At 36.2% G+C, this 14069-nt stretch carries 13 protein-coding genes, 1 rRNA gene and 1 other annotated feature; all 14 genes read right to left on the bottom strand.

All coding sequences use genetic code 11. The annotated features are described in order from the left end of the window. Positions 1 to 83: 83 nt before the first annotated feature. The 14 genes from J6D32_RS08995 to rrf all read right to left on the bottom strand — a co-directional run bounded on the left by J6D32_RS08995 (position 84) and on the right by rrf (position 14042). Positions 84 to 953: a tagatose bisphosphate family class II aldolase gene (locus J6D32_RS08995; protein WP_006783555.1), complete on the bottom strand. Its 870-nt coding sequence runs from the start codon at positions 951 to 953 to the stop codon at positions 84 to 86. Beyond that, positions 947 to 2113 carry an SIS domain-containing protein gene (locus J6D32_RS08990; protein ID WP_006783554.1) on the bottom strand — a complete coding sequence of 389 codons (1167 nt, stop codon included), beginning with the start codon at positions 2111 to 2113 and terminating at the stop codon, positions 947 to 949. Before J6D32_RS08990 ends, J6D32_RS08995 begins: the two co-directional genes overlap by 7 nt. Positions 2114 to 2287: 174 nt before the next feature. Further along, entirely contained in the window at positions 2288 to 3211 is a 924-nt protein-coding gene (locus tag J6D32_RS08985) for a phosphotransferase enzyme family protein (protein ID WP_006783553.1), read from the bottom strand. 340 nt (positions 3212 to 3551) lie between these two features. Next, positions 3552 to 4277, bottom strand: a complete 726-nt coding sequence (locus tag J6D32_RS08980; RefSeq protein ID WP_006783552.1) for an amino acid ABC transporter ATP-binding protein — start codon at positions 4275 to 4277, stop codon at positions 3552 to 3554. Continuing rightward, positions 4270 to 4956, bottom strand: a complete 687-nt coding sequence (locus J6D32_RS08975) for an amino acid ABC transporter permease (RefSeq protein WP_006783551.1) — start codon at positions 4954 to 4956, stop codon at positions 4270 to 4272. The genes J6D32_RS08980 and J6D32_RS08975 overlap by 8 nt, the downstream gene beginning before the upstream one ends. A gap of 27 nt (positions 4957 to 4983) precedes the next feature. Beyond that, positions 4984 to 5757 carry a transporter substrate-binding domain-containing protein gene (locus J6D32_RS08970; RefSeq protein WP_006783550.1) on the bottom strand — a complete coding sequence of 258 codons (774 nt, stop codon included), beginning with the start codon at positions 5755 to 5757 and terminating at the stop codon, positions 4984 to 4986. 174 nt (positions 5758 to 5931) lie between these two features. After that, positions 5932 to 6153, bottom strand: a binding site (T-box leader). A 161-nt stretch (positions 6154 to 6314) separates the two neighbouring features. Continuing rightward, on the bottom strand, positions 6315 to 6899 hold the full coding sequence (locus tag J6D32_RS08965) for a precorrin-2 dehydrogenase/sirohydrochlorin ferrochelatase family protein (protein WP_287467588.1): 585 nt from the start codon (positions 6897 to 6899) through the stop codon (positions 6315 to 6317). 86 nt (positions 6900 to 6985) lie between these two features. Further along, a complete protein-coding gene (hemB, locus tag J6D32_RS08960; RefSeq protein WP_006783548.1) occupies positions 6986 to 7957 on the bottom strand; it encodes a porphobilinogen synthase in 972 nt (323 codons plus the stop codon). 1 nt (position 7958) lies between these two features. Further along, positions 7959 to 9467, bottom strand: coding sequence for a uroporphyrinogen-III C-methyltransferase (gene cobA, locus J6D32_RS08955; protein WP_055164288.1), 1509 nt, complete (start codon positions 9465 to 9467; stop codon positions 7959 to 7961). Beyond that, positions 9457 to 10362 (bottom strand): hydroxymethylbilane synthase, encoded by a 906-nt coding sequence (gene hemC / locus J6D32_RS08950; RefSeq protein ID WP_009606761.1) that lies wholly within the window; start codon positions 10360 to 10362, stop codon positions 9457 to 9459. The genes cobA and hemC overlap by 11 nt, the downstream gene beginning before the upstream one ends. 1 nt (position 10363) lies before the next feature. Next, positions 10364 to 11143 (bottom strand): sirohydrochlorin cobaltochelatase, encoded by a 780-nt coding sequence (locus tag J6D32_RS08945; protein WP_287467586.1) that lies wholly within the window; start codon positions 11141 to 11143, stop codon positions 10364 to 10366. 69 nt (positions 11144 to 11212) lie between these two features. Beyond that, on the bottom strand, positions 11213 to 12508 hold the full coding sequence (hemL, locus tag J6D32_RS08940; protein ID WP_006783544.1) for a glutamate-1-semialdehyde 2,1-aminomutase: 1296 nt from the start codon (positions 12506 to 12508) through the stop codon (positions 11213 to 11215). Between the two features lie 17 nt (positions 12509 to 12525). Next, the gene (gene hemA, locus J6D32_RS08935; protein WP_009606778.1) at positions 12526 to 13761 is read right to left on the bottom strand and encodes a glutamyl-tRNA reductase; all 1236 of its coding nucleotides are present in this window, start codon (positions 13759 to 13761) and stop codon (positions 12526 to 12528) included. Between the two features lie 172 nt (positions 13762 to 13933). Then, positions 13934 to 14042: ribosomal RNA gene (gene rrf / locus J6D32_RS08930) — 5S ribosomal RNA — on the bottom strand. Positions 14043 to 14069 lie beyond the last annotated feature (27 nt).

Genomic DNA, 14069 nt, shown 5'->3' with positions numbered 1-14069 from the left:
TTTCCATTTTATTACCTTAGTCTTTACTAAAAGAATGACATAAAAAAAAGAGCACAACTCATTGTATGCTCTTTTTAATCTATTTAACCTACATTTTTAGTAACCTCTTCTAAATTTGAACCACACATGGCGATTTTTGTCGCCACTAACTCACCCATTTTTTCTTTGGCAGGTAAGAAATAATAGCGTGGGTCCGTCGCATCGGGATGCTCATTAAAATAAATCTTTAAACTTTCACTGAAAATATTTTTAAGCTCTGTTGCGACATTCACTTTACAAATTCCTAAATTAATCGCCTCTTGAACCATCTCTGTTGGAACACCTGATGCCCCATGTAACACAAGTGGAATATCAATGACCTGACGAATTTGTGCTAATCGTTTAAAATCTAGTTTAGGTGTGCTTTTATACATTCCATGAGCCGTTCCAATCGCAACTGCTAACGAGTCAATCCCTGTTTCACGAACAAAAATCTGTGCTTCTTTAGGATCAGTTAAGAACGCATCTGCGTCCTCTACCACTAAATCATCTTCACGTCCTCCAAGCTTTCCAAGCTCTGCTTCAACTGTGGCTCCATATTTTTTAGCAAAATTAACAACATCACGTACAATCTCAATATTTTCTTCAAACGGATGCTTTGAGGCATCAATCATAACTGAACGACACCCAAGTTCAATTAACGCTTTAATATCCTCCACATTCTCATGATGATCTAAATGAAACGTAATTGGCACATTGACTTTCTTCGCCATCGCTTCTGTAATCGCGATTAAATTTTCGCCTCCTGCATATTTCACTGTTCCAGGAGTTGCCGCTAAAATAACCGGTGAATGCAAACGATTCGCTGTTTCAACAACTGTTTGGATGGTCTCTAAATTATGGATATTAAAGGCTGGAATGGCATAACCATGGCGTTGTGCCTCGATTAACATTTCTTTCGTATTTATTAACATCCTTTTTCCTCCTTAAATTGATAAATCGTAACTCCTTTTACCACGCGATTAACCTCTCCCGTCGGACAAGGATTATCAGGCGTAATCCCTAAACTTAACGACTTCTTAAGAGCCAAAATTTGTCCAAATGCTAAATACTGCATTCCTAAAATCACATTATTTTTAATCGCACGTCCGAAATAAACAGAATCATCAGCCACGTGATCATTACATAACACCAACACTTTATTTTCCTTACGTTCTGATAACAACTCGCGGATTAAATCTTCATCGTAGTATTTTGGATAAGTTTGATTATTTTTAAGCACTACTATCAACGTTTTATCATTAATGACTGATTTAGGTCCATGTCTAAATCCTAGTGGTGTATCGTAATTTGCATTGACAATTCCAGCTGTTAACTCAAGTGTCTTTAATGCCATCTCACGTGCAATACCTTTAAGTGGTCCTGATCCTAAGAAAATTAAACGATCATAGTCATATGTTAAAATCTCATTAAATAAGTCCGTATTATTAAATAAATCAAGTAAATTTTCTCTCACATTAAATAAATCAGTTTGTAAATTATGTAATGTCTTCAAATTAAAAATCGCAATATTCGTTAAAATCATTGACGTGCAACTACTTGTCATTGCAAAACTCATATCATTTGTCTCATCAGGCATTAACAATAATAATGAGCCCTCATCCTCGCTTGCAAACTGAGCTAATTTTCCCTCTTTATTACAGGTAATGACAATTTGATACAAGTTGCGCACTAATTGTTTGGCTAACTGAACGGTTGCTACACTCTCAGGACTATTTCCAGAACGAGCATAAGAAATTAATAACGTTGGTTTTTCAGGCGACAAATAGCCAAATGGATTTGCCACAATATCTGTTGTTGCAATCGCACGAACAGACTTTTTAGTTAACTGATGTAAATAGGGCTCTACGACCTCACCAGCAAAAGCTGATGTTCCTGCTCCTGTTAAAATAATCTCTAAATCCTCATGCTCTAACACCTGATCTAAGAAACTTTGAATGACCTCTTTATGAGTTGAAATTTGGTGTAAGACTTTTAACCACACATCAGGCTGCTGATGAATTTCTTTCGCCGTATAAATTCCATTCCACGCTTCTAGATTCGACTGTTCATACCCTAAAATTTTTTCTTCCATCTCAACTCTCCTTCCAAACTTTACCTTCCCCTTTATTGTAATCGCTAAACATTTAACTTTATATAGACAAAATTGACTCCTATATAGATAAAAAAAGATAGCCATTCCTAAAGGTTAGGCTAAAATGAACTCACACTTCACTATATGAAAAAAATAGGAGTACTATGCGCACTCCTATCTTAAATATTCCATTAAAAGGCCCCCATGATCAACTAACCACTGATGTTGCTTTTGTAAGGATAAGAGCTGTTTTTGTAAAAAAAGCTCGCTCTCAATAGCCTCTGTTTCAATCCCACGCTCATGACGCTCTAAAAAATGAAGCATCACATCTAATCTTCTCAGCCTAATCAACCATGGAATCATTAAAATCTCCGCTTCAGTTAATGAAACCACTGACTTATACCCCTCACAAAATGCCTTTAATCCATTAAAATAATCATCCTCTTGCAATAACTCCGATAAACAAATCGCTACTTCCATCGCTCTTAAATCCCATGTTACAAACTCAAAATCCAAAATGGCACATGGCATCCCCAAATCATCCATTAGCATATTCGAACAATTAATATCCCCATGAATCAACTGATGAGGTAACGCCTTAAATTGCGCCATCAATCCCTTCACTTCTTCTAACAACTCCTGTACCAACCCGGTTGCCTTCACCATAGGATACGATTTCTCAAGCTCATAATATGGCAAATACTCTCCCTCACCTACAAATACATCCCGTAGCTTCACACTCAGTTGTCCCACCATTTTTCCATACGCAACATACTGATCAATACGCTCTAACTTTAAATTCTGACCCTTCTTAAACTCAAACACAACCGCTAATTTCTCCCCCACCTTAGCCATCGTTTGACCATCCTTCGTCAAAACAATTCGAGGAACTGGCAACACTTGAAGCTGATCAAGCACTGCCTGTTCAACCAAAATCCTCGAAACATCCGCATGATTTTGATACACCCGCATCACATATTCTCCACTCTCCTGGCGAATGAACCTTGTCAGATTATTCATGCCAGATGAACCATGCAAAATCTCACACTTTCCATCAAAATATAACGTTAACGTTTTTAATAGCTGTTGTGTCTCCATCTCTAAACCTCCTAAACTACTGCTATTATATCACTTCTAAGAATATCTCCTCCACCTTAGTCATAACCCTAAATAACCATTTCCTTAAGGAGATATCTTTTTACTATGCCGCGCTTACGCCCTCTTATTTTATACACTCATCCTTTTTACACAACCTTCTCACCCTTTCATCAAAAATAGAGTCTGTGCCTTCCTCGTTACCCTTTATCCCTTAACCTAGGCCAAAGCTTTTAACAGTTCATTAAATTTCTAAAATAGCTCCTCTATGCAAAAGAGTTGAATGTTCAACTCTTTTTTTATGCATGAAAAAAACCACCCGATTGAGTCGGGTGGTTTCATCTTAATACATAACTTTCGCTAAAAACTCTTTTGTACGGGGATGAGTTGGTGACGTAAATAATACTTCCGGCTTCGTATCTTCTAGAATTTGACCTTCATCAATAAAGATGGCACGTGTTGCTACATTTCTGGCAAATCCCATCTCATGAGTGACAATCGCCATTGTCATGCCACCTTCTCCTAGTTCTTTCATGACATCTAATACTTCTTTCACCATCTCAGGATCAAGTGCTGAGGTAGGTTCATCAAATAACATTAACTTCGGATTTAAAGCTAGTGATCTCGCAATGGCCACACGTTGCTTTTGTCCACCTGATAACTTAGATGGATACGCATCAAACTTATCGGCAAGTCCAACACGTGTTAACAAATTAAGTGCAATCTCATCCGCTGACTTATCATCCATTTTCTTTAATAACTTTAACGCTAATGTAATATTTTTTCCAACCGTCATATGCGGGAATAAATGAAAGTTTTGAAAGACCATCCCGATTTGTTCACGAACTTGATTTAAATCAGTCTTTGGATCTAATAAATTTGTTCCCTCAAATAACACTTCTCCTTCCTCAGGAACCTCCAATAAATTTAAGCAACGTAATAACGTCGATTTTCCTGATCCAGAAGGTCCGATAATCGCAATAATTTCTCCCTCTTTAATCTCTAAATTAATAGAGTTGAGGATTTTTTTACCATGAAAAGATTTTGATAACCCACAAACTTTAAGCATCTTGATGTAATCTCCCTTCTAAAACAGATAATAATTTTGAACATGACGCCGTTAAAATAAAATAAATCACCGCCGCGACCACATAAACACCAAAAGCATTAAACGTTGCCGCTTGAATCATATCTGAATTATACATTAAATCGCGTAGTCCGATCACTGACACAATTGCTGATTCCTTAATAATGACAACAAATTCATTTCCAAGTGCCGGTAAAATATTTTTCACTGCCTGTGGTAAAATGACATGCTTTAACGTTTGTTTCTCACTTAAACCAAGTGAACGCCCCGCTTCAAATTGCCCTTTATCAACCGCTTGAATTCCAGCTCTAAAAATCTCTGATACATAAGCCCCTGAATTAATCGCTAAAGCAATGGCTCCAACTAAAAACTCAGCTGAAATCCATCCAAACGATGGATAACGTGTATGCAATAACTGTGGCACCCCAAACCATAAAATAAACAATTGAATCATTAATGGTGTTCCCCTAAAAAAGGCCACATAGGCATCGGCTAGCTTACTTAAAACTTTTCCGAGCATCCCTTTAGCATTAAACTTTGTCAACGAAACCAAAATTCCAATAAGCGTTCCAAAGAATACGGTAATCAATGCTAACGCAATCGTCACACCCGTTCCCTTTAACAACATCGGATAATAATCAACTAAAAATTCAAAACTCATTTTTCTCACCTGCACTCCCTAAAATCATTATTGATTTGAAATTGTAATCGCCTCTTCTAACATCTCATCTAACTTACCGTTCGCTTTTAAACTCGCGATAACCTCATTCACTTTCTCAACTAAATCTGTTGAACCTTTTGGCATCGCAACTGCCATATACTCCTCAGATGAAACTTTTAAATCAGCCACTTCTACATTTTCAAACTGCTCAGCGTAACGATTCGCAATTTCTTTTCCAACAATCACCGCATCAAGATTCCCATTACTTAACTCTAATACAATCGCTTGAGTTGTTGCTAACTCTTTAACATTCTCAGTTAACTCATAAGCAATTGGTGACTGTACACTTCCTAATTGTGTCCCAATTTTAATCCCTTTTAAATCATCTTCCGACTTAATTGAGTCAACACTTTCAGTTCTAATTAACACAGCATTTTCCCCTGTATAATAAAGATCTGAGAAATCAACTTGCTTTTGACGCTCCTCATCAGGACTCATCCCTGAAATAACCATATCAACCTGACTCGCTTGTAAAGCTCCTACTAAACCACTAAAATCCATTTGCTTAAACTCAACTTTAACACCCAACTCATTCGCAATTTCTTCTGCTAACATGACATCAAATCCAACTAACGTCTCCTTTCCATCAATCATTTTTACTGATTCAAAAGGTGGATAATCTGCCGATAACCCGACTAATAAACTTCCGTTCTTTTCGATACTTTCAACACTCACACCATTTTGTGAACATCCTACCACGCCCACTAACATTAAACCTAAAATCATTAACATTTTTTTCATCGTTTTCTCCTCCTTGTATAAATTGATTTGAATCGATTTTTTTTGACAATTAAAAAAGACCGCCTCTTTCATCAAGAGGCGATCTTTCAACCGCGGTACCACTCTTATTGATCCAAGTTTATCTTATCAATTAATAGTGGCTATGTTTATAAAAAAAGGTCATCTCTTATAAACATAAGAGACGACCTACTGACCGCGTTACCACTCTAATTGATACAAAAACTTGCATCCGCTCTGCTCATTAAGGGGAGTACCCGATTATCATACTCTATACGAGGTATATTTGTGATAATCTCCATAGAAGGGCGTTTCACACATAAGCATTGGCTAGACTCACACCTACTCTAGCTCGCTTTGCAATTAACTTATGGCTACTTTCTTCGTCAAAGGATTTATTCAAATCAAATTGTTAAATACATTTTAAGGTAATTCATTTCAAAAATCAAGAACAATTTTAAAAAAATTTAAACTTATTTTTAAACTGCAGCTTCATCTCTAGCACCTGAATATAGCAAAACAATGCTCACACACTACTCTAATTTTGATAAAATTTAATCTTATAAATACTTTCTACTTTCTTCTTTTAATGCCTCATAATCTAATGAAATCAACTCTTTAATTAGCTTTCGCCTCACACCAACATCCTCATACCTCTTCATAATAGCTTCTCGTAAACTCCCTAAAAGATTGACATATTCCTCATAAGAATCATCATACTCCACCGCTAACTCACGGCTAATCTTCTTCGCTAAAGCGGGGCTCTTTCCCCCCGTTGAAACACTTAACAGTAAATCACCTCTTTTTACATAAGATGGAACGATATAATTTGAAAGCATCCGATTATCTACCACATTCACAAGTTTTTTATGTTGATAGCAATACTTTGCAATCTCCTCATTAACTAACCGATTATCTGTTGCTGCCACCACTATTTGACTACTTTCAATATATCTTTCATCATACTTATCCTGCACTAACACCACATTCTCTAACTCATAAAAACTATCTAAAAAATGAGGTGCTATGACTTTAACCGATTTATTAAACTCAAGAAAGTTCTTACATTTTCGATAAGCTACTTCACCGCCTCCAACAATCACAATTTCAAACTGATCCAACTCTAAATTGACCGGATAAAGCAAAAAAAATCACCTTCATTTCTTCATATAGCCTCATTATAACACAAAAAAACTGATGACTATCGCAAGCGTCATCAGTCTTTTTATGTTTATTTTTTTAACATCTTTGCCAAATCTTTCGCGAAATACGTAATAATAATATCTGCTCCCGCACGTTTAATCGACATCACCGATTCATAAATGGCTCCCTCTGCTAAAATCCCATTTTTAACTGCCGATTTTAACATGGCATACTCCCCACTCACATTATAGGCTGCTAATGGAAGATCAAACTCATCCTTCACACGGCGAATGACATCTAAATAAGAAAGGGCTGGCTTCACCATTAAAATATCAGCCCCTTCTAATACATCTAGTTCTGCTTCGATTAAGGCTTCATTTGAATTAGCCGGATCCATTTGATACGTTTTTCGATCTCCAAAAGCCGGCGCAGAGTTAGCCGCCTCACGAAACGGTCCATAAAACGTTGACGCATATTTAACACTGTATGACATAATCGCAATACTCTCAAACCCTGCTGCATCTAATCCTTCACGAATCGCTTTAATACGTCCATCCATCATATCAGATGGTGCAATCATATCTGCTCCTGCCAACGCATGACTCACGGCAATCTTCGTTAAATACTCAAGGGTCACATCATTCTTAACATACCCTTCCTCATTTAAAATTCCACAGTGTCCATGACTTGTATACTCGCACATACAAACATCTGTAATGACATTCATAGCAGGATTCACTTCTTTAATTTTTCGAATGGCACGTTGAATTACTCCATTTTCATTAAATCCTTCACTTCCACATGCATCTTTATCCTCATCATGAGGAATTCCAAATAAAATCACATGCTCAATTCCAAGTTCGCCTAACTCTATAATTTCGGCCTCTAATTGATCTACTGAAAAATGATAAACATCTGGTAACGATGAAATCTCACGTTTAATTCCTTCGCCTTCGACAATAAATAACGGATAAATTAAATCCTCAACATTTAACTTCGTTTCTCTTACTAAATTTCGAATTGCTTGACTCGTTCTTAATCGACGTGGTCTTCTTAACATTCTAATGGCCTCCAATCATCGCTTCAACAAGCGCATCAATACTTGCTTCCTTTGCTTCCTTGTATACTTCGATTTTTAAATCTTGCAATGTTTTAGAGGTCACAGGTCCTATTGATATGACCTTTGTCTGATTCAATTTTTCTAAATAATCAGTCCCTAACATCTTAACAAAATTCTTAACCGTTGCCGAACTAGCGAACGTCACATAGTCAACCTGATGATTGGTTAATAGCTCAGTGACATCCTCTTTCATACTTGTATCCATCACACTTTCATACGTATGAACCTCATGAACGGAACAAATTTGACCTAACGTCTCAACCAAAACATCTCGTGCATTCTTAGCTCTTGGAATTAACACTCGATCCCCAGGTTTTAATACGTCTCTTAACTCCTCACAAAGAGCCTCTGAAACAAATTTAGATGGAATCAAGTCAGCCTTAATCCCGCGGTCTTTCACCGCCTTGGCCGTTGCACTTCCTATCGCACACACCTTCAAATGAGCCAATGCCCTTGCATCAAATCCTAATTCATCTAACTGATCAAAGAAAATATCCACCGCATTCTGACTACTCAAAATTAAATACGTATAATCTTGTATCTCCTTAATCGCTTGCTCTAATTCAACATTATCCTTAATCTTCTCAATCCTAATCGTTGGCACCTCAATCGGATTTCCACCTAAATCCATCACCTTCTCAACCAACGAACTACTTTGAGTTCGGCTACGTGTCACCATCACATTTTTTCCAAACAACGGCTTATTCTCAAAGAAATTCAATGACTCACGCAATCCAACAACCGATCCCACCACAATCAACGTTGGTGGCTTCACCTTCTCCTTAATCGCCGTATCGTAAACCTCATCAAGCGTTGAAGTAATCACTCGCTGATTAAAACGTGTTGCCCAACTAATTAACGCTACCGGTGTTTTACCATCTTTACCTTCTCTCATTAAACAGTCGCTAATTTTTTTCAAATTAGCCACCCCCATTAAAAAGACTAACGTTCCGCCTATATTCGCCAAAGCATTCCAATTAATCTCAGGATTTTCCTTATCATCTGCTCTTAAATGCCCCGTCACCACATGAAATGACGATGCATGATCACGATGAGTAATTGGAATCCCTGCATAACAAAGTCCTCCAATAGCAGACGTAATACCTGGTACTACCTCAAACTCAATTCCCTCAGACTTTAACGCTTCTCCCTCTTCACCTCCACGACCAAAAACATAAGGATCCCCACCCTTTAATCGTGTCACGATCTTACCTTCCTTCGCTTTCTCAACAATCACACGATTAATATCATCTTGAGGTAGCGTATGATCACTAGATGCCTTGCCAACATAAATAATCTCACAATCGGGTTTAGCTTCCTTTAAATAATGAACATTCGCTAATCGATCATAAACAATAACATCTGCCTGCTGAATACACTCTAGTCCCTTTAACGTTAATAACTTATAATCACCTGGCCCTGCTCCTACAAGATAAACCTTACCTTTCATAATTGTCATACTCCTTTAAAACAAACTGTGCAACCTCTAATCCTAACTCAATCGGTGACTCAATTCCACCTTCTAAACACTTCCTCACCAGACAATTTCCATTCTCACTTCCATAAAGGCCTGTTAACTTAAGCTTTTCACCCTCTAATTCACAATACGCTCCCATTGGAATATGACAGCCACCATTCACACCTGCTAAAAAGGCTCTTTCTGCTGCTACCCTAATTTCAGTTTCAACATCTTTAATACTCTCTATTAACGCTTCAATCTCTAAATCTGCTTCCCTAATCTGAATCGCTAATGCTCCTTGAGCTGGAGCCGGCACCATAATATCAACTGGAATATAACTACTAATCATTTCACTCATTCCCGCTCTTAATATCCCTGCAGCCGCAAGTACGATTCCATCTAAATTCTCATCCTCTATTTTTCTAATTCTCGTATCAATATTTCCCCTAATCGATAAAATATCTAAATCTGGTCGATATTTTAATAATTGATACTTTCTTCTTTTACTTCCCGTTCCTATTTTAGCCCCTTTAGGCAAATCCTCTAACGTTTTATATCCATCTTTTAAGATTAGCACATCTCGTGGATCTTCGCGTTTAGGAACCGCTGCAAACTTTAACCCTTTGGGCAATTTTGACGGCATATCTTTCATACTATGAACAGCTATATCAATTTCTTTATCTAATAATTGTTGCTCTATTTCTCTTACAAATAACCCTTTATCTCCTATTTTATCCAACGAAACATGTTGAATCAAATCACCTTTTGTCTTGATGATTTTAACTTCAAATTCCACCTCAGGATGATATTTTCTTAACTGATCAATCACCCATTGCGTTTGCGTCAGCGCTAATTTACTTCCTCTTGTACCGACCACTACTCGCATACTAAACCTCCTTTAAGCACTCTTGCGCATGTTTTAAAAACTTATCTTGGATCCCAATATTCTCTCCTAGACCTTTCAGTTGAACATTCACAACAAATCCTTCGGACTCCAATACATTTTTCCATGAATCTTGACTATTGCCTATCATCTCTTTTTTAGCATGGTACCCTACTACTAACATCATAGGCATTAAATTAACCGTCTTTACTTGACCAGCCTTTAATCGCGGTATCACCTCTTCTAATCTAGGCGTCCCTTCAATCGTTCCTACATAAGCATTGATACCATGCGATCTTAAAGCAGACTCAACTCCTAAATACTCTTGATTACATTTATGAGACATCCCATGTCCCATAAATACAACGGCCTCATCTTTATTCATGGCAAACAACTCATCTTCTAAAGCCTTTGCTACCTCCTCGTAATCATGACCAACTGACAATAAAGGCCTCCCTAATACAATTTTTTTGAATTTATGTTGATAGGCTTCTACCTCTTCTTTTAATTGATTAAACTCATCTCCGCAAATAATATGCAAAGATTGCACTAATACTTCATCATATCCTTTTTCTAATATTTGTGATAAAGCCTTAGTTGGGTTATGAATCTCTACTCCTTCTCGTTCTTTTATCTTACTGATAATCTTATCAGATGTATATGCCCTATAAAAATCATAATCTTTAAAAGATTTATGTATTTTTTTCTCACAAGCCTCTATTGTTTTTTCTCGTGTTTCTTTATGGCTTGTTCCATAACTTACAACTAATACAGCTTTTTTCATCATTTATCTCCTTGAAACCTTTAAAAAATTAACCTAGCCAAATGGACTAGGTTTTTATCACATAATAAATCATTCTTGATGAGCCAATTTTAATGCTTCGTAATTTGCTTCAATTGTTTTTTCAATATCTTCATCCGTATGAGCATTGGATAAGAACATCGCTTCATATTGACTAGGACCAATTAAAATTCCTTGACTTAATAACGCTTTAAAATACTTATTAAATCTATCGATATCGCATCGCTTAGCATCATCATAATTTTCAATAGGTCCTTTAGCAAAGAATAAACAAACTAATGAACCCGCACGTGTTACCGTATAATCTAATCCTAGCTTCTCTAAATTAGCTTTAATTCCCTCTTCAAGTTTTAGAGCTTTTCGATCTAATTCAGTATAGATTTGCGGGTTATCCCTTAAAATTTCTAAATTCTTTTTCCCCATATACATAGCTAATGGGTTACCGGATAAAGTTCCAGCTTGATAAACTGGCCCGACAGGAGATACAACACTCATAATCTCTTTTTTTCCGCCGTATGCACCAACAGGAAGTCCTGCTCCAATAATTTTTCCAAAGCAAACCATATCAGGTTCAACGTTAAAATAAGCAGGAGAACTATGATAATCAATTCTAAATCCAGTAATAACCTCATCAAAAATTAAAACAGCTCCATATTCAGTACATACCTCGCGTAATAATTCAATGAATTCTTGTTTTCCTTTAACTAGTCCCATATTACCAGAAATAGTTTCTACAATCACAGCGGCTATCTCATTTCCTTGTTCCTCAAAAATACGTCTAACAGCTGCTAAATCATTATATTTGCAGACTAAAGTGTGTTTAACCACATCTTCAGGCACTCCAGGACTTGTTGGCACCCCATAAGTAATGGTTCCAGAACCAGATTGAACTAATAGTGCATCTGAATGACCATGATAGCATCCCTCAAACTTTAAGATCTTATTTCTATTGGTATATCCTCTTGCAACTCGTAACGCACTCATTGTCGCTTCAGTTCCTGAATTAACCATTCGTACCTGATCAATAGCTGGATAGGCATCTACAATAATCTTGGCCATCTCAACTTCGATTTGTGTTGGTACCCCAAAACTTGTCCCCTTTTTAATCACGTCTTCGATTCCATCAGTTAATTCTTGCGGAGAATGGCCTAACATAAGAGGTCCCCAAGAACAAATGTAATCAATATATTCATTACCATCTACATCATATATCTTGCTACCATGGGCATGATCAATAAAAATTGGACTCAACCCTACTGATTTAAATGCTCTTACGGGACTATTAACTCCGCCAGGTATATATTCAATTGCTTCTTCAAAAATTTTCTGTGATTTTATATTTATCATCCTGTTGCCTCCTAATACTAGATATCAAATAATTCCTCAATTAACTTAATATACTCATCACGTTTATGTTTATTATCAATTTGTTTTAGATTAATAATAGGCTCTCTTATTAATCGTTTTAAGGCCGATTCCATCATCCTATCAATCAATTTTCTCTCTTTTGCATCCAGATTTATTTTTTTAAATAAGTAATCTAAACTATCCGATTTAATTTCCAAACATTTTTCATTTAATGATTGAATGGTTGGGTCAATGTTAGCTAACTCTAGCCACTGTAGAAACTCTTCTATTTTACGATTAATAATTTGACGTCCAATTAGTGCTAACTCATTTCGCTTATTATCATTCTCTTCGTGTATTTTCTTTAAGTCGTCAATATCATAAAGTTCAATATTATTCATTTTTTTAATAGCTGGATCAATATCGCGAGGAAGCGCAATATCCATCATGCAAATCTTATGATCAATCGTTGGCATATGCTCTAGCTTTAAAATAACATGAGGAGAGGCAGTAGCTGTTATAACTAAATCAACATCATTCAATACATCGTACCGATTTTCATATAGAATAGGCATGACATTAGTAAACCTATCGCCAATATCCTGAACTTTGCCGTGACTTCTATTTGCCACATAAATCTCATTAACCTGCTCATCATTCAGATAAGTAATCGCTAATTTACTCATCTTTCCATACCCAATAACTAAAGCATTCTTTCCTTTTAACGAACCTATTTTTTCTTTTAAAAGTTTTATAGCTATATAACTAATTGATAAAGGTTGCTCAGAGATTTTAGTCGTATTCTTAATTTCTTTAGCGGTCATAATTGCTTCTCTAAAGAGTTTATTAAAATACTTTTTACTTGCCCCAAGTTGCATAGAAAATTCATGGGCTTTTTTTACTTGTCCTAAAATTTGATCTTCACCTAAAACAATAGAATCTAGACCAGATGCCACCTCAAATAAATGACCCATTGCCCGTTCTCCCGTTTTTGAAAATAGGAAATTTTTTATCTCATCATCATGAAAGAATTCTTCATAAAAATTTTTAATAACATTAATCTTTTCGTCAATTGTATTAGCATGAATGTAAATTTCACTTCTATTGCATGTAGATAAAATAACAATTTCATTGATATCCTGATCCAACAAAACATTTATAGCTTCTATTTTTTGAGAATCTGTAAATGAAACTTTTTCCCTAATCTGTATTGGAGCCAAGTGATGATTGACACCTATAACTGCTACATCCATAACTAACCTCCATTGGTATGTACTCTTATTTAATAAGTTCAATACTAGTATACCCCAAGTAAACTTTATTTGTAAATTTCATTTCATTTAAAGGAAAACTTTGATCATTAGAATAAAATTATATTTAAAAACATAAAAAAAACACCCTAATAAGGATGTTAATAAATTTTTGGCCCAGCAACGTCCTACTCTCGCACTTGCGTACTACCCTCGGCGCTAAGGAGCTTAACTTCTGTGTTCGGTATGGGAACAGGTGTGCCCTCCTTGCCATCGTCACTAGACCTTTTGGAGATTCTTTTGTTAATCTT

This window comes from Turicibacter sp. (genome assembly GCF_017941855.1).
GTDB classification, from domain to species: domain Bacteria; phylum Bacillota_I; class Bacilli_A; order MOL361; family Turicibacteraceae; genus Turicibacter; species Turicibacter sanguinis.
This window is presented reverse-complemented; position numbering and strand designations above follow the sequence as displayed.

Coding starts and splice junctions, on each gene's coding strand:
- J6D32_RS08980 (WP_006783552.1), bottom strand. CDS start 4,277: ATGCTTAAAGTTTGTGGGTTATCAAAATCTTTTCATGGTAAAAAAATC.
- J6D32_RS08990 (WP_006783554.1), bottom strand. CDS start 2,113: ATGGAAGAAAAAATTTTAGGGTATGAACAGTCGAATCTAGAAGCGTGG.
- cobA (WP_055164288.1), bottom strand. CDS start 9,467: ATGAAAGGTAAGGTTTATCTTGTAGGAGCAGGGCCAGGTGATTATAAG.
- J6D32_RS08985 (WP_006783553.1), bottom strand. CDS start 3,211: ATGGAGACACAACAGCTATTAAAAACGTTAACGTTATATTTTGATGGA.
- hemC (WP_009606761.1), bottom strand. CDS start 10,362: ATGCGAGTAGTGGTCGGTACAAGAGGAAGTAAATTAGCGCTGACGCAA.
- J6D32_RS08970 (WP_006783550.1), bottom strand. CDS start 5,757: ATGAAAAAAATGTTAATGATTTTAGGTTTAATGTTAGTGGGCGTGGTA.
- hemB (WP_006783548.1), bottom strand. CDS start 7,957: ATGTTAAGAAGACCACGTCGATTAAGAACGAGTCAAGCAATTCGAAAT.
- J6D32_RS08945 (WP_287467586.1), bottom strand. CDS start 11,143: ATGAAAAAAGCTGTATTAGTTGTAAGTTATGGAACAAGCCATAAAGAA.
- J6D32_RS08995 (WP_006783555.1), bottom strand. CDS start 953: ATGTTAATAAATACGAAAGAAATGTTAATCGAGGCACAACGCCATGGT.
- hemL (WP_006783544.1), bottom strand. CDS start 12,508: ATGATAAATATAAAATCACAGAAAATTTTTGAAGAAGCAATTGAATAT.
- hemA (WP_009606778.1), bottom strand. CDS start 13,761: ATGGATGTAGCAGTTATAGGTGTCAATCATCACTTGGCTCCAATACAG.
- J6D32_RS08975 (WP_006783551.1), bottom strand. CDS start 4,956: ATGAGTTTTGAATTTTTAGTTGATTATTATCCGATGTTGTTAAAGGGA.